The sequence below is a fragment of the Streptomyces sp. NPDC049577 genome (genome assembly GCF_040675635.1).
Lineage (GTDB): Bacteria > Actinomycetota > Actinomycetes > Streptomycetales > Streptomycetaceae > Streptomyces.
On record NZ_JBFAPH010000030.1, the window covers coordinates 17,556 to 31,433 of the forward strand.

General features: G+C 73.1%; 18 protein-coding genes. 1 reads left to right on the forward strand and 17 read right to left on the reverse strand.

Translation table 11 applies throughout. From position 1 onward, the window contains the following. Positions 1-2 precede the first annotated feature (2 nt). The 13 genes from AB0K09_RS06480 to tsaB form a co-directional block, all read right to left on the reverse strand. Entirely contained in the window at positions 3-560 is a 558-nt protein-coding gene (locus tag AB0K09_RS06480) for a DUF1707 domain-containing protein (RefSeq protein WP_366064153.1), read from the reverse strand. After that, positions 557-1,801 (reverse strand): FAD-dependent monooxygenase, encoded by a 1,245-nt coding sequence (locus tag AB0K09_RS06485; RefSeq protein ID WP_366064154.1) that lies wholly within the window; start codon positions 1,799-1,801, stop codon positions 557-559. Before AB0K09_RS06485 ends, AB0K09_RS06480 begins: the two co-directional genes overlap by 4 nt. A gap of 78 nt (positions 1,802-1,879) precedes the next feature. Next, positions 1,880-2,716: an alpha/beta hydrolase gene (locus AB0K09_RS06490; protein WP_366064155.1), complete on the reverse strand. Its 837-nt coding sequence runs from the start codon at positions 2,714-2,716 to the stop codon at positions 1,880-1,882. After that, positions 2,713-3,306 (reverse strand): WHG domain-containing protein, encoded by a 594-nt coding sequence (locus tag AB0K09_RS06495; protein WP_366064156.1) that lies wholly within the window; start codon positions 3,304-3,306, stop codon positions 2,713-2,715. Before AB0K09_RS06495 ends, AB0K09_RS06490 begins: the two co-directional genes overlap by 4 nt. 56 nt (positions 3,307-3,362) lie before the next feature. Then, positions 3,363-3,959, reverse strand: coding sequence for a Uma2 family endonuclease (locus AB0K09_RS06500; RefSeq protein WP_366064157.1), 597 nt, complete (start codon positions 3,957-3,959; stop codon positions 3,363-3,365). A 60-nt stretch (positions 3,960-4,019) separates the two neighbouring features. After that, positions 4,020-4,883, reverse strand: a complete 864-nt coding sequence (locus tag AB0K09_RS06505; protein ID WP_366064158.1) for a hypothetical protein — start codon at positions 4,881-4,883, stop codon at positions 4,020-4,022. A 215-nt stretch (positions 4,884-5,098) separates the two neighbouring features. Next, positions 5,099-5,284: a DUF397 domain-containing protein gene (locus AB0K09_RS06510; protein ID WP_366064159.1), complete on the reverse strand. Its 186-nt coding sequence runs from the start codon at positions 5,282-5,284 to the stop codon at positions 5,099-5,101. After that, positions 5,281-6,090, reverse strand: a complete 810-nt coding sequence (locus tag AB0K09_RS06515) for a helix-turn-helix transcriptional regulator (RefSeq protein ID WP_366064160.1) — start codon at positions 6,088-6,090, stop codon at positions 5,281-5,283. The genes AB0K09_RS06510 and AB0K09_RS06515 overlap by 4 nt, the downstream gene beginning before the upstream one ends. 18 nt (positions 6,091-6,108) lie before the next feature. Further along, positions 6,109-6,381 (reverse strand): hypothetical protein, encoded by a 273-nt coding sequence (locus AB0K09_RS06520; RefSeq protein WP_366064161.1) that lies wholly within the window; start codon positions 6,379-6,381, stop codon positions 6,109-6,111. Then, a complete protein-coding gene (locus AB0K09_RS06525) occupies positions 6,378-6,734 on the reverse strand; it encodes a hypothetical protein (RefSeq protein WP_366064162.1) in 357 nt (118 codons plus the stop codon). The genes AB0K09_RS06520 and AB0K09_RS06525 overlap by 4 nt, the downstream gene beginning before the upstream one ends. Before the next feature lie 113 nt (positions 6,735-6,847). Next, positions 6,848-7,981 carry a tRNA (adenosine(37)-N6)-threonylcarbamoyltransferase complex transferase subunit TsaD gene (tsaD, locus tag AB0K09_RS06530; protein ID WP_366064163.1) on the reverse strand — a complete coding sequence of 378 codons (1,134 nt, stop codon included), beginning with the start codon at positions 7,979-7,981 and terminating at the stop codon, positions 6,848-6,850. Next, on the reverse strand, positions 7,965-8,456 hold the full coding sequence (gene rimI / locus AB0K09_RS06535; RefSeq protein ID WP_366064172.1) for a ribosomal protein S18-alanine N-acetyltransferase: 492 nt from the start codon (positions 8,454-8,456) through the stop codon (positions 7,965-7,967). Before rimI ends, tsaD begins: the two co-directional genes overlap by 17 nt. A gap of 38 nt (positions 8,457-8,494) precedes the next feature. Continuing rightward, positions 8,495-9,163 carry a tRNA (adenosine(37)-N6)-threonylcarbamoyltransferase complex dimerization subunit type 1 TsaB gene (tsaB, locus tag AB0K09_RS06540; RefSeq protein ID WP_366064164.1) on the reverse strand — a complete coding sequence of 223 codons (669 nt, stop codon included), beginning with the start codon at positions 9,161-9,163 and terminating at the stop codon, positions 8,495-8,497. Positions 9,164-9,318: 155 nt separating this feature from the next. Between tsaB and AB0K09_RS06545 the strand changes: the two genes are divergently transcribed. Next, positions 9,319-9,885, forward strand: a complete 567-nt coding sequence (locus AB0K09_RS06545; RefSeq protein ID WP_366064165.1) for a hypothetical protein — start codon at positions 9,319-9,321, stop codon at positions 9,883-9,885. Between the two features lie 10 nt (positions 9,886-9,895). On the opposite strand, the gene AB0K09_RS06550 is transcribed toward AB0K09_RS06545, so the two are convergent. From AB0K09_RS06550 to alr, 4 genes are all read right to left on the reverse strand, one after another. Further along, positions 9,896-10,087: a hypothetical protein gene (locus AB0K09_RS06550; protein ID WP_366064166.1), complete on the reverse strand. Its 192-nt coding sequence runs from the start codon at positions 10,085-10,087 to the stop codon at positions 9,896-9,898. A 135-nt stretch (positions 10,088-10,222) separates the two neighbouring features. Beyond that, positions 10,223-10,756, reverse strand: coding sequence for a tRNA (adenosine(37)-N6)-threonylcarbamoyltransferase complex ATPase subunit type 1 TsaE (gene tsaE, locus AB0K09_RS06555; protein WP_366064167.1), 534 nt, complete (start codon positions 10,754-10,756; stop codon positions 10,223-10,225). Next, complete coding sequence (locus AB0K09_RS06560; RefSeq protein WP_366064168.1) at positions 10,753-11,967, reverse strand: alpha/beta hydrolase; 1,215 nt, start codon at positions 11,965-11,967, stop codon at positions 10,753-10,755. The genes tsaE and AB0K09_RS06560 overlap by 4 nt, the downstream gene beginning before the upstream one ends. Next, positions 11,964-13,154, reverse strand: coding sequence for an alanine racemase (alr, locus tag AB0K09_RS06565; RefSeq protein ID WP_366064169.1), 1,191 nt, complete (start codon positions 13,152-13,154; stop codon positions 11,964-11,966). Before alr ends, AB0K09_RS06560 begins: the two co-directional genes overlap by 4 nt. Positions 13,155-13,878 lie beyond the last annotated feature (724 nt).

Here is a 13,878-nt window from a genome sequence, read left to right on the forward strand (position 1 = left end):
CGTCACCCCCGGCGGGGCTGCTTGATCTTGATGCGGCCGGCGCGCGGGTGTCCGACGACCGTGAGCGTGGGGGCGGCCGGATCCACCGGCGCGGTGGTCTTGTCGACAATGTGGGCGGTGTTGGTGCTCGACCCGTCGATCCGCACCGCCCAGCCCTTCGGGACGATCAGCTGGATGGTGCCCGTTCCGCAGCTCGCCTCGACGGTCACCTCGCGATGCGGGCACAACGCCTCGGTGAAGTCGATGACGATGCTCAGCATCTTGCATTCGGCGCTGATCCTGCGCGGGACCGCCCACCGGCCGCTCTGCTTGATGTTGCTCAGGCTGGTCTTGAGGACGAGCGGTTCCGCGTCGGTGCGGGCAAGGCCCCCCTGCGGCAGGTCGGCCACCAGGACGTCGAGTTCGCCGTACGTCTTGGCGGCGTAGGCGCGGTCGAGCCGCTCCTCCAGCTCGGCGAGGCCGATGCGGCCGTCCCCTGCGGCGATCCGCAACTGTTCGGCCACCGACTCCCGGTCGGCGTCCCCTGCCCGGTTCGCCGGCGCGCGCTCCCCATCGATCATGCGGTGACTGTAACCGCCCGCGCGGAGCGCCCTTCCGGCGCGGTGGTGAGACCGTACTCCGGCAGCTCGATGTCCCCGGCCTTGGCGAACTGCGCGGCGAGCAGGTTCCGCACCGGCCAGCGGGTCATCGACCGCATGGAAAGGTCGCGCAGGCGGATGCCGAGCCGGCCCGAGGGCGCGAACCCCGGGACGCCGCCCGGCGGCAGTTCCTGGGCCTGGCTCACGTACGGGCGCATCACCTCGTCGTAGCGGCGGAAGGCGACGCGGTGGTCGCCGCCGGCGGCGGCGAGTTCACCGGCCAGGACGTAGGCGCCGACCAGGGCCAGGCTGGTGCCCAGGCCGGTCAGCGGGGACGCGCAGTATCCGGCGTCGCCCAGCAGCGCCACCCGGCCGCGCGACCAGCCGTCGAGGCGGACCTGGCCCACGGAGTCGAAGAAGAAGTCCGGGGAGGTGCGCATCGCCCGCAGCAGACGGGGCACCTCCCAGCCGGCCCCGGCGAAGCGCCGGGCCACCAGTTCCCGCTGGGCGGCGACGTCTCGGCGGTCGTAGCCGATCGGCGCCGAGCGGAAGCTGAAGCCGGCCTTGATCTCGCCGGGGAGACGGCCGGGGCGTGCGGAGGCGACCAGCCCGCCGGGGGCGTTGTGCATCAGGAACCAGCCGTCGAGGTCCATGGCGTCGGTGGTGGTGAACCAGGCCATGTAGAGGCCGAGTGGGCGGACGAACTCCCGCTCCGGCCCGAACGCCAGGCCGCGCACCACGGAGTGCGGCCCGTCCGCGCCGACGACCAGGCCGAAGCGGCGCGGCGCGGCCTTCTCGAAGGTGACGGTGACTCCGTCGGCGTCCTCGGTCAGGGCGGTGACGGTGTCGTCGAAGAGGTACTCGGTGCCCGGCAGGGTGGCCTCGTGGAGGACCCGGGCGAGGTCGCCGCGCAGGATCTCGATCTCGGAGACGATCCCCTCGCCGCCGAAGGCGTCGGCGGGCACCCGCGCGGTGGTCCGGCCGGAGGCGTCGACGAGCGCGAGGCCGCGCTGGTCCACGCTCTCCGCCTTCGCCCGTCCCATCAGGCCCATCCGCTCGATCACGGTGCGGCCGGCGCCGCGCAGATCCACGGTCTGCCCGCCCGGCCGGGGCGCCGGCGCGCGTTCGACGATGGTGACGGTGAAGCCGGCCTCGCGGAGCCAGTACGCCAGTGCGGGCCCCGCTATGCCGGCGCCGGAGATGAGTACGTCGGTGTTCTGCATGGCGAGGAATGTACGGCGTACGCAAGGTAGTACACAACCGTGAATCCCTTGCCGCACTAGGGTGTTGCACCGTCCGTACTAGTGCACCAGTGCTGCGTGGAGGAGTTCGGCGAACTCGGCCGGGTGCGTGGTCGTGCCGGTGTGACCGCCCGGGAAGTACCGGGGTTCGCCGCCGAGGCGCTGGGCCAGGAAGGCGGCCGCGCGGTGGGGCAGTTCGCCGCGGGAGTCCTCGCCACAGGCGAGCAGGAGCCGGTCCCGCAGTGCCGCCAGCCGGCCGGTGTCCGGGGTGTGGGACATGAAGGCGGGCACGATGCGCCCGACGAAGTACGGCAGGTTGGCCATGGTCTGCTCGACCCGCGCCGCCGCCTGCGGCGGAAGCTTGAGCTCGGCCTTCGGCTCCTCGCCGCCGCCGGGCTTCTTCAACCCCGCCGCGAATACGGCCATCGCCGGCATGAGCCCCTGGGCCTGAAGCGTCTCCCGCACGCGTGCGAGGAATGCGCGGTGTTCGGCGGCGTCCGGCAGGACCTCCACCACCGGCGGCTCGTGCGCGACGAGGCGCTCGACGCGTTCGGGGTGGTTCGCGAGCAGATGGAGGGCGGCGATCGCACCCGAGCTGGCGCCGAACACCCGGGCGGGCTCGCCGGGTGACAGCAGGTCCAGCAGGCGCAGGGCGTCGTCGGCGTGTTCGGCCACGCGCTGCTCGGCGCCGGGGTCGTCCAGCGTGCTGCGGGACATGCCCCGCGGGTCGTAGGTCGCGACGGTGTACTCGGCGGCCAGTTCGCCGGCGATGTCGTCGAAGGCGGCCGCGCCGCCCGCCCCTCCGGGTATCAGCAGCAACAGCGGGCCCCGGCCGCGCACTTCATGGTGCAGGGTCGCGCCGGGCACGCGCAGGCTGCCGGTGGTCGGGGTGGTCACGAGGGGTCTCCTTCTCGGGACGTGGGCCAGTGCTCCAGGAGGCTGTGCAGGGCGTCGAGGGCGCGCAGCCAGGACTGTTGCGACGACCGCTCGTGCGCGAACCCGCCCGCGGCCTCCAGGGCGACGAACCCGTGGAACGTGCTGCGCAGCAACCGGACCGCGTCGGTCAGGTCGGGCTCGGCCAGTCCGTAGCCGCGCAGCATGCCGTAGGTCAGCTCGACGGCGCGCCGCGGTCCGGGCGCCCGCGCGGCCAGCTCGGGGTCGATCCGGATCCGGATCTGTGTCGCGGTGTAGCGGCCCGGGTGCGCGTGGGCGTACTCCCGCCAGGCGTTCGCGTATGCGACCAGCGCGTCCTTACCGGCCCGCCCGGCGGTCGCCTCGGCGATCCGGATGGTCTTCTCGTCGGCCGCCAGCAGGGCGATCCGGCCGCGCAGGTCCTCCAGATTGCGCACGTGCGCGTAGAGGCTGGCGTCCTTCACGCCCAGCCGCCGCGCCAGCTGCGACATGGTCACCCGATCGAGCCCGACCTCGTCCGCCAGCTCGGCACCCGCGATCGTCACCCGCTCGGCCGTGAGCCCGGCCCGCGCCATACGCCCTCCTCAAGCTTCCTAGAGGTCCTAGTTATAACCTAGGACTCCTAGGGAGCTCAACGGGCGCAGCAGCCCTGGTCCGCGAACCTCTTGAGTTCCTCGGTCTCCAAGGTGAAGCCGACGGGCGCGGGCAACTCGACCGGTGTGCCGTACGGGCGGGAGGTGAGGCTGCGGTACGTGCCACCGTCCGGCTCCGCGTGGACGGTGACGAGGCAGCGATCGCGATCGATGAGGAGGTAGACGGAGATGCCTGCCGACGCATAGGCGTCGCGATTCTCGATGCGGTCGCGCCGGTTCGTGTCGGAGTCGTGCGAGGTCACCTCGACGACCATCAGGATGCCCTCGGGGTCGGACCACTGGCCATGCCCGGCGAATTGCTCGTCGGGAGCCAGGACGGCATCGGCGATGGCGCGGCCCTTGCGGTACCTGTCGACCTTCAGATGCCGCTCGCCGTAGAGCCACAGATTGGGGATGTGCTGCATGCACCGCCTCTGGAGCCACCTGACGATCTCGGCGTGATCCCCATCCGGCACCGGCTTGACCTCGATCTTTCCGTTGATGAACTCCAGGCGCACGGTCTCGGGGGCCGTGCGGGCCAGTTCCTCGAACTCCTCGGTGAGGATCACGGGCCGGTCAGCGGTGCTGGGGGTCATGGCGTCGCCTCCTTGCCCCCATCGTGCCTCCGGCATCGGGCGGCGCGTCATGCACAGCGGTCATGCGTGATTCCTTTCGGGCTCGCGGTTGATCGCCCGGAGGAGAGCCGCCCGGGCGCGGACCTCTTCCGGCGAGAGGGCCGCCGGGGCGGGCGGGCGCGGCTCGCCCCGGCAGTCGCGGCAGAGGCCGCCCGGAAGGGCTTCGGGGCGGCCCGGGGCCGCGCAGACCGTGCATTCCGCGATGCGGAGCGGAGTTCTGATAGGTGCCGGTTCGCGATGCGGTGGGAGTTTGCCGGTGAGACGACGGCGGGCCAGGGCCGCCGCGTGGTGGACCTGCGGCGGGAGGCCGGCCGTCAGGGCGCGTACGACTTCCGCCTCGTCCGCGCCGCGCTCCAGCCACTCGCTCGCCAGCGGCTCCAGGGCCGCGCAGTCCGCGTCCGACAGGGTCATGCGGGGGTCCGTGCGGCCGAGCGTGGCGAGCAGGGCGTACGCGCGCGAGCGGGCCGGCCGCCCGGCCGGGGCGGGGGGTGCGTCGCCGGACAGGACGCGCTCCCACCACGCATCACCCCTCGGCGCGCGGGAGAAGTACGTCCGCGTCACCCACTGCCACGTGCCGTCGGCGCTCTGGAGCCGCTCCTTCACGCGCCGCAGGTGCCCGGCCTCCGACAGGTGCCGGAGTGCCGTGCGGCAGGCCGCCTGGCCGTACGCGGGGAGGTGCGCGGCGAGGGTCTTGGCGTCCATGGCCGCGCCCTCGGGCAGGCGGTCGATGAACGTGGCGATCTGCGCCTCGCGGGGGCGCAGGTGTGCGAAGTCCTCGCGGCGGGGCGCGGGTTGGCCGGGCGCGCCGCGCTTGCCGTAGCCCGGCTTGGCCATGGGGGGTACGTGCGCGGGGTGGGGCGCGGCGATAGTCTTGGCGTCAGCCATGGGATCGAGTCTCCGTCGATCCTGGTGGTCAAACCCCGGTTCGGTGTTGGCGCACCGGCCGGGGTTGTTTGCTGTTGCGGACGCTAGAGGATCGCCACGGTTCGTCGCAACCGGATCACGCAACGTGAACTGTGCGTGGTATGGGCGCGGTTGGGAGGGTGGGTGGGTTGGAACCCACCGCCCATTCCTTGCAAAGAGAGCCCGGAGCCCGGAGCTCAGCCTTCGGGAGCGAGGGCGGCGACGAACGTCGCCCAGGAGGCGTGCGGGAAGGACAGTTCGGGGCCGGGGACGCGCTTGGAGTCCCGTATGCGGATCTCCCGGGGCCCGGGGTGCACTTCGACGCAGTTGTCGGCGTGCGCATTGCTGTAACTGGACTTCAACCACGTCAACGTGCTGTTCACAGCTCCTCCAGCAGCTTGGTGACGAAACGCGCGGACTCGCCCGGGCTGAGGGCGATTTGCTGAATCAGCGCGAGCCCATGCGCGATGTCGCGGACCCTTTCCGGCTCAGTCACGAGCACGCCGGCAAAGCTGCCTTCTTGGTAGGCGATCCGCTCCTGGCTGGGCAGCTCCATCATGACAACCGAGCCGTTGAGCCCCAACTGGTGGACGCCACTGGGCATGACTTGAATGTTCACGTTCCGCTGGGCGCTCACGTCCAACAGGTGGTGCAGCTGCTCCCTGTGGGTCTCAACATCCGCAAGCGGATGGCGCAGCGGCATCTCACCGACGACGAAGGAGAACGCTGTCGACTGCTTCTCCAGCAAGCACTGACGCCGCATCCTGACGGCGACCCGTTCCTCAATGGTCGCGTCCTCCACAGGAGGCCAGCACTTTCCGAACAGCGCCCTTGCGGTTCTCTCGGTCTGCAGCAGTCCAGGGATGAGTACCGGCTCACTCGAACTGTGAGCGATCGCCTCGGCCTCGTATTGGAAGTACTCCTGCGCCGATGACCGGGGCGGTTCTGGCTGCAGAAATTTGTGCGCGGCCTCCAGCAGCCCGCCCGCCCCGCACATCTGGTCCGCGACCTGCAACACCCGCAGGGTCGGTCTGCGCCGCCCCTGTTCCATGGACTTGATGGTCTCCAGGCCGTACCCGGCCTCCTCCGCCAGCGCCTCCCGCGTCAGCCCCGCCCGCTGGCGCCACAGCCTCAGCTGATCCCCGCAGTAGCGCCAGCCGACCGGCGGCTGAGAGTCCGCTTCTCCCATGGGCCACCCCTTCCCTGGTCAAAGACTGTCGAACGGCGGGATGATCCGTGTGATGACGATCAATCGCAGCCGGGGGGCCGCCAGAAACCAGAAGTTCCCGCCCGAGACGTCCATCCTCCGCAGGCCACCACGGCGCGGCCCGTCCCCCACGTCACTGAGGTCCACCCCTAGCTCGGCGAGATCGACGAGTTGCCCGGCAAGCCGTTCCACCTCAGTCGCCACCGTGGCCGGGACACCGCCTGCGACATGTCGATGGTCGGGGTCGTACGTCCAGCGCCAGCCGTCGCTCAACGCTCCCCTCGCTCAACTGCCTGGTGGGCATCGTCCAGGATCCTGCCGAGCTCGGCGGCAGCCGAACGGACCTGCGCCTCGTCCTCCGCCACGGCCACAAGATCTTCCAGCTCGCGGAAACGCGCCGCCACACGCGGCTGACGCTGAATCTGTACGTACACCGCCCAAGCAGTCACGAACCTTCGCAACGGGGCGAGGTCCGCCCCCTGGCGCGCCTCGTCAGCGGCAGCGTCCGCTTCCCTGTTGAACGCGGGCAAGGCTGCGGGGGCGATCTTCGCGACGGCTTGGCGCAGCGCTGCCGAGGTGGCGGGCGGCTGCGGGATCAAGGGGCGCTCGGGGTCACCAGCGGTCATATGTTCTCCCATGGCCGGATTCTGATCCGTGCGCTCACCGTACCCGGCCCACACAGCCGTACGGCCGCCCGATCGGGCGGCTTTCGGGACGCTCTTTGACCGCCGCCCCGAGCCTACGAATACAGGTTGTCCTTGCTCAGCTCGTGGAAGTGGTCGTGATCGTGCCCGTGCCCGTGCTCATGGTCGTCCGCATGGACACCCGGCACGTGCGGGTCCGTCACCGGCAGGGACGAGTCCGCCGACAGGTCCCAGGACGACGCCGCGCGGCCCCGCGCGACCATCTCGGCGCCCAGTGCCGCGACCATCGCGCCGTTGTCCGTGCACAGCTTCGGGCGCGGGACGCGCAGCGTGATGCCCGCGTCCTCGCAGCGGCGTTGCGCCATCGCGCGCAGGCGCGTGTTCGCGGCGACGCCGCCGCCGATCATCAGGTGGTCCACGCCCTCGTCCTTGCAGGCCCGGACCGCCTTGCGGGTGAGGACGTCGACGACCGCCTCCTGGAAGGACGCCGCGACATCCGCCACCGGGACGTCCTCGCCCGCCGCGCGCTTGGCCTCGATCCAGCGGGCGACGGCCGTCTTCAGGCCGGAGAAGGAGAAGTCGTAGGCGGGGTCGCGCGGACCCGTCAGGCCGCGCGGGAAGCGGATCGCGTCGGGGTCGCCCTCGCGGGCGTAGCGGTCGATGACCGGGCCGCCGGGGAAGCCGAGGTTCAGGACGCGGGCGATCTTGTCGAACGCCTCGCCGGCCGCGTCGTCGATGGTGGAGCCGAGGGGGCGGACGTCGGAGGTGATGTCCGGCGCCAGCAGCAGGGAGGAGTGGCCCCCGCTCACCAGCAGGGCCATCGTCGGCTCGGGAAGAGCTCCGTGCTCCAGCTGGTCGACGCAGATGTGCGAGGCCAGGTGGTTCACGCCGTAGAGCGGCTTGCCCAGGGCGTAGGCGTAGGCCTTGGCCGCGGAGACGCCGACCAGGAGGGCGCCCGCGAGGCCGGGGCCGGCGGTGACGGCGATGCCGTCGAGGTCCGAGGCGGCGACCCCGGCATCCTTCAGCGCGCGCTGGATCGTCGGGATCATCGCCTCCAGGTGCGCCCGGCTGGCGACCTCGGGGACGACGCCGCCGAAGCGGGCGTGCTCGTCGACGCTGGACGCGACCGCGTCGGCGAGCAGCGTGTGACCGCGGACGATGCCGACGCCGGTCTCGTCGCAAGAGGTTTCGATGCCGAGGACGAGGGGTTCGTCAGTCCTGCGAGCCATGGGGTGTTCCTTGCGCTGCGGTGGAGGGGGTGGAGGGATCGGTGAGGCGCATGACGAGCGCGTCGACGTTGCCGGGCTGGTAGTAGTTGCGGCGGACGCCGACCGGCTCGAAGCCGAAGCGCTCGTACAGGCGCTGGGCGCGCGTGTTGTCGACGCGGACCTCCAGGAGCACCTCGTGGCACTCGAAGGCGGTCGCGGCGCCGAGCAGCTCGGTGAGCAGCCGGGCGCCCAGGCCGGTGCTCCAGTGGTCCTGGGCGACGGCGATGGTCTGCACGTCGCCGGTGCCGTCGACGGCGGCGAGCCCGGCGTAGCCGACGACGCGGCCGTCGTCCCGCTCGGCGACGAGGTAGCGGCGGTTCGCGTTCGCCCCGCGCGCATGGGCGAGCTCGGACCAGAACAGGCCCTTGGACCAGGCGTCGTGCGGGAAGAGCGCGCGCTCCAGCTCCAGTACGGGGCCGATGTCCCACCAGCGCATCTCGCGGACGCGCACGGCCGGGTCGGGGGGCAGCGGGGTCACTTGGGGGTGACCACCTTGTAGTTGGCCGGGACCTGCGCGTCCGGGCGGCGCAGATACAGCGGCTGGTCCGGCAGGAAGTCCTCGCCCGCGCGCAGCTTCTCGACGGCGAGCGCGGCGAGCGCGGCCGCCGACTGGTGCTGCGGCAGGTCGGCGCGCACCTCGGTGAAGGCGTCCGGGTAGAGGACGGCGCCCGCGCCGACGGCCGGCACGCCGGCGACGCGCTCGCCGAGCTCGGCGGGGCGGTCGACGGCGGGGTCGGTCAGGCGCGTGCGGGCGTCGGCGTAGCGCGCCCAGTACACCTCCTTGCGGCGGGCGTCCGTCGCGACGACGAATTCGCCCTCCAGGCCCGCCTGCCCGGCGGCGTGGGCGATGCCGTCGAGGGTGCACAGGCCGTGGACGGGGATGCCGAGCGCGGCGCCGAAGGTGGCGGCGGTGACGATGCCGACGCGCAGGCCGGTGTAGGGGCCGGGGCCCACGCCGACGACCAGGCCGGTCACCTCGTCCAGCTTGCGGCCCGCCTCGGCGAGCACCCGGTCGACGGCGGGCAGCAGCAGCTCCCCGTGCCGGCGGGCGTCCACCTGGTTCGACTCGGCGACGACGGATGCGCCGTCGTGGAGGGCGACGGTGACGGCCGGGGTTGCGGTATCAAGAGCGAGCAGCAGCACGATGACAAGGTTACGGCGCCGCGTGGGGCGTCCGGTGCGGTACGCCGGACCGGGCGGGCGCGCGGCGGGGGCGCGACGTGGTGCTACCGTCCCCCTCCAGGGCTTCTCAGCGCTTATCAGGGCTTCGCAGGGCTTTCAAGGGAAAGGGTGCGCAGGTGGCACGCAGCAGCTCCGGGGTCATCGTGGCCGGGCTCACCACGGCGGCGCTGGCCGCGGTCGGCTTCCTCGCGTACCAGGCCGACGCCGCGCCGGACAAGCCCGCCCCGCGGGCCTCCGCGTCCGCCTCGTCCGGCGGCAAGGGCGGGGCGCAGGCGCCCAGCGCCCCGGTGAAGGACCCCAACCCGGTGCCGGACGCCTCCGGCACGGGCAAGCGCGTGGTCTACGCGCTGGGCCAGAAGCGCGTGTGGCTGGTCGGCGCGGACGGCAAGGCCACCCGCACCTTCGAGGTCGCCCCCAGCACGGTCAGCCCGCCGCCGGGCAGCTACCCGGTGACCTCGCGCAGCCCGAACGGCGTGGGGTCGGACGGGATCCCGGTCGAGCACGTGGTCCGCTTCCACCGCGACGCGAACGGCATCGTCTTCGGCTTCAGCGCGGCCGTCGACGGCTCGTCGCCGAACCCCGGCTCGCCGAAGAAGACCGGCGGCGTGCGGGAGCAGCCGGCGGACGGCCGGGCGATGTGGGAGTTCGCGGTGAACGGCACGAAGGTCGTCGTCGTCCCGTAGCCCGGGGCGGTCACGCCGCGTCGCGCTCCCGGCCCTCCCCGCCGTGCTCGCCCTGCTCGCCGTCGCCCTCGGCCTCGCACGGGTGCGGCTCGCGCGGTGGGGTCGACACCGCGTCCGCCGCCGCGCAGGACGCCAGGAGTTCGCGCATGGACGGGGCCCGCTCCTCCGGCTCGTTCGCCGGGCGGTCCGCTGCGAGCGGCATGGTGCCTCCAGGGAAGCTGGGCAAGGTTAGGTAGACCTAACCGTGTCTCTGTCCTCCATGTGACCACGCGCGACACCGCCCGCGCAACATCTTGCCGACGTCCTGTCGGAAACGGTCGGCGGTCCGGGACCGCCGTCAGCCCAGCGGCGAGAGGTCGACGCCCTGCCAGCGGTCACCGATCCCGGTGATGGTCACGCTGCGGACGTCCTCGGCCCCGTCCTCGGGGTCGACGGCCGTCTCGGCGCCGACCGCGCGCTCGATGACGACGCGGAGCCGGTCGTCGGAGAGGTCCTCGACCTTGCCGTCGCCCCACTCCACCACGATCACGGACTCGGGCAGCGACACGTCGAGGTCCAGGTCCTCCATCTCGTCGAGGCCGCCGGAGAGCCGGTAGGCGTCGACGTGCACCAGCGCCGGGCCGTCGCCGAGCGGCGGGTGGACGCGGGCGATCACGAAGGTGGGGGAGGTGACGGCGCCGCGCACGCCGAGGCCCTCGCCGAGCCCACGGGTCAGCGTCGTCTTGCCGGCGCCGAGCTCTCCGGAGAGCAGCACGAGGTCGCCGGGACGGAGCAGGGCCGCCAGCCTGCGGCCCAGGGCCCGCATGTCCTCCGAGGACTTCACGGTGAGCGTCGTGGCCGAGGCGGTGCCGGTGTCGTACGGGGCGTTCATATCCGCCGATGGTACGGGGGCGGCGAGCCGCTCGCCGTGTCCTCCAGCGCCGGACGCGACGGATCGGCCTCGATCAGCTCCGCCAGGTGCTCGTTGACGAGCGCCGGCTGCTCCATCATCACCAGGTGCCCCATGCCGGGCATGATCACCAGCTGGGCGTCCGGCAGCGCGTCCGCGATCGCCTGGCTGTGCTCCTTCGGGGTGACCATGTCCTTCTCGCCCGCGAGGACCAGCACCGGGCGGTGGTCGAAGGCGCACAGCGCCCCGGTCTTGTCGTGCTCGACGAACGCCTGGTAGAAGGCGGCGACCACATCGACCGGCGTGCCCTCGATGAGGCGCTCGGCGAACCGCGCCACCGCCGGGTCGACGTCCCGCGAGCCGAACGAGTAGCGCTTGATCACGCCGGCGAAGAGGTCGGCGGTGGCCCGCCGGCCCTTCTCGATCATCTCGGGCTGGGCCGCCATCAGCCGGAACGCGCCCGGCAGCAGGCGGCGCACCACGTTCATGGCGGCGACCGGGAGGCCGTAGGTGTTCTCGGCGATTCTTCCCGACGAGGTGCCGATGAAAGCGGCGCCGATCACGCGCTCGGCGATCAGCTCGGGGTGGTGGGCGGCGAGCGCCATCATCGTCATGCCGCCCATCGAGTGGCCCACGAGGATCAGCGGGCCCTCGGGGGCGGCGGCGTCGATGACGGCCTTCAGATCGCGGCCGAGGAGGTCGATGCTCACCGGCTCGCCGCCGTGGCCGGTCCCGGAGCGGCCGTGGCTGCGCTGGTCCCAGAAGACCATGCGCACCGAGCCGCGCAGCCCGGCGCGCTGGAAGTGCCAGGAGTCCTGGTTCAGGCAGTAACCATGGCTGAATATCACGGTCACCGGAGGCGCCGTGCGGCGCCCGAGGAGGCGCGCGCGGCGCGTGGGGGCGGCTTCCGGCCGCACCTCGTCGACCTCGTAGTACAGCTCGGTGCCGTCCTCCGCGACGGCCGTGCCCGGCGTGCCGCGCAGCGTGCCGTAGGGGCCGGACGAGTCGAGCGCGAGGCGGGCCTTGCGGCGCATGCCGCGCCCCACCGTCAGGCGTTCCACGGCCACCCCGACCGCGGCTCCGGCGGCCAGCACACCGACCGCGGCCCCGGCGACGCCCGCGCCCCGGCGCAGGGCGGCCGCGGCCAGGCCGTCGTCGCCCGTCACCCTGACCGTACCGTCGGCCTCGCTCATCCCGATCCCCCCGTGTCCCCCGCGTCATGGCTCTCGGGCAGTTCTTCCCCGCCCTCACCGACATAGACGCGCGGGACCCGGGACGAGATGCGGGTGACCACTTCATAGGCGATGGTTCCGGTCGCCCGGGCCCAGTCCTCGGCGGTGGGCTCGCCGCGGTCGCCGGGGCCGAAGAGCACGGCCTCGTCGCCGACCTCCGCGCCGTCGCCGCCCAGGTCGACCACGAACTGGTCCATCGCCACCCGGCCGGCCACCGTGCGCCACTTGCCGCCCACGAGCACCGGGCCGGTGCCGGAGGCGGCGCGCGGAATGCCGTCCGCGTAGCCCAGCGGGACGAGCGCGAGCGTCGTCTCGCCCGGGGTCGCGTAGGTGTGCCCGTACGAGACGCCGTGGCCGCCCGGCACGCGCTTGACCGAGGCGAGCGACGCCGTCAGCGTCATCACGGGGCGCAGCCCGAAGTCCTCGGGGGTGCCGACCTCGGGGCTCGGCGAGATGCCGTACACGGCCACGCCGGTGCGGATGAGGTCGAAGTGGGCCTCGGGGAGGGTGAGGGTCGCCGGGGAGTTCGCGATGTGCCGCACCTCGGGGGTGAGGCCGGCGTGCTCCGCGTAGCGCACGGCGTCCTGGAAGACGGCCAGCTGCGCGCGGATCGAGGGGTGGCCGGGCTCGTCCGCGCACGCGAAGTGCGACCAGACGCCCGTCACCTTGATCAGCCCGGCCTGCTCGGCGGCGCGGGCCGCGGTGACCAGCTGCTCCCAGTCGCCCGGGGTGCAGCCGTTGCGGCCGAGGCCGGTGTCGATCTTCAGCTGGACCCTGGCCGGGCGGCCGGCGGCGCGCACCGCGGCGGTGACGGCCTCCAGCGCCCACAGGCCGCTGACCGAGACATCGACGTCCGCCTCGACGGCCTCGCGCCACGGCCCGCCGGGCGTCCACAGCCAGCACATCAGCCGGCCCGTGTCCCCCGCCGCGCGCAGCGCGAGCGCCTCCTGCGGCAGAGCCGTGCCGATCCACTCCGCACCGGCCTCGCGAGCCGCGCGGGCACACGGCACCGCGCCGTGGCCGTAAGCGTTCGCCTTGACCACGACCATCATCTGCGCCCGGGGGGCGCGGGCCCTCAGAGCCCGTACGTTGTCCCGCAGCGCGGCCAGATCGACCACGGCACGAGCGCGCATCGGTGTCTCACTCATCCCGCCCAGTCTCTCAGGCCGCCCGGCCTGCGGCCCGCTTCGGGGTTTGCCATGCTTTCCGGGCACGTACGCCCGGCCTTCCGGGGTGAGACGAGGCTACGCCTCGCACTCCCCCGCACCGCAACGGCACCCGGCCACCGGGGCGAGCCCCCGAGGCCGGCCCGGCACCGCCGGGACCCGCCGTCGTGGCTGAGAAGTGAGGCAACGCCTCGCCTCCCCCTCGCGCCGCAACGGCGCCCGGCCACCGGGGCGAGGGTCCGGCGCACGAGCGACGGCCCCAGGCGCACGGCCCCCGGCCGGAGGGCCGGTCCGGCACCGCCGGAATCCGGCGTCGTGGCTGAGCGCCGCCGCGGCGGGAAAAGGTGAGGCAACGCCTCGCCTCCCCCTCGCGCCGCAACAGCGTCCCAGGGGGCACGGCCCCGACCGGACGGCCGGCACGGCACCGCCGGGACCCGCCGTCGCGGCTGAACACCGCCGCGGCGGGGAAGTGGGGCGGGGGTTCGGGGGCCGGACCCCGAAGGAAAGGGGAAGGGGCGGGGGCGGGGGGAGAAAACCGGCCCACGGGGAAAGCTGAGGCACATGAGAATTGGTCACAGCGTCGACACCGTCCGCGCCGCCGAGCGGGCGCTCGACGAGGGCGGGGCCGCGGGCCCAGGGTATGGACGCGCGTGCCGCGCACAGGGCGGCGCAGCCGTAGCCGGCGGCGGCGGTGAGGCCCCACAGG

Excerpts from the sequence above, each read along its gene's own strand:
- tsaD (WP_366064163.1), bottom strand. The coding sequence starts at position 7,981 with ATGGCTCGCAGGACTGACGAACCCCTCGTCCTCGGCATCGAAACCTCT.
- AB0K09_RS06550 (WP_366064166.1), bottom strand. The coding sequence starts at position 10,087 with ATGCCGCTCGCAGCGGACCGCCCGGCGAACGAGCCGGAGGAGCGGGCC.
- rimI (WP_366064172.1), bottom strand. The coding sequence starts at position 8,456 with ATGCGCTGGTGGGACATCGGCCCCGTACTGGAGCTGGAGCGCGCGCTC.
- AB0K09_RS06560 (WP_366064168.1), bottom strand. The coding sequence starts at position 11,967 with ATGAGCGAGGCCGACGGTACGGTCAGGGTGACGGGCGACGACGGCCTG.
- tsaE (WP_366064167.1), bottom strand. The coding sequence starts at position 10,756 with ATGAACGCCCCGTACGACACCGGCACCGCCTCGGCCACGACGCTCACC.
- AB0K09_RS06485 (WP_366064154.1), bottom strand. The coding sequence starts at position 1,801 with ATGCAGAACACCGACGTACTCATCTCCGGCGCCGGCATAGCGGGGCCC.
- alr (WP_366064169.1), bottom strand. The coding sequence starts at position 13,154 with ATGAGTGAGACACCGATGCGCGCTCGTGCCGTGGTCGATCTGGCCGCG.
- AB0K09_RS06525 (WP_366064162.1), bottom strand. The coding sequence starts at position 6,734 with ATGACCGCTGGTGACCCCGAGCGCCCCTTGATCCCGCAGCCGCCCGCC.
- AB0K09_RS06495 (WP_366064156.1), bottom strand. The coding sequence starts at position 3,306 with ATGGCGCGGGCCGGGCTCACGGCCGAGCGGGTGACGATCGCGGGTGCC.
- AB0K09_RS06480 (WP_366064153.1), bottom strand. The coding sequence starts at position 560 with ATGATCGATGGGGAGCGCGCGCCGGCGAACCGGGCAGGGGACGCCGAC.
- AB0K09_RS06505 (WP_366064158.1), bottom strand. The coding sequence starts at position 4,883 with ATGGCTGACGCCAAGACTATCGCCGCGCCCCACCCCGCGCACGTACCC.
- AB0K09_RS06500 (WP_366064157.1), bottom strand. The coding sequence starts at position 3,959 with ATGACCCCCAGCACCGCTGACCGGCCCGTGATCCTCACCGAGGAGTTC.
- AB0K09_RS06515 (WP_366064160.1), bottom strand. The coding sequence starts at position 6,090 with ATGGGAGAAGCGGACTCTCAGCCGCCGGTCGGCTGGCGCTACTGCGGG.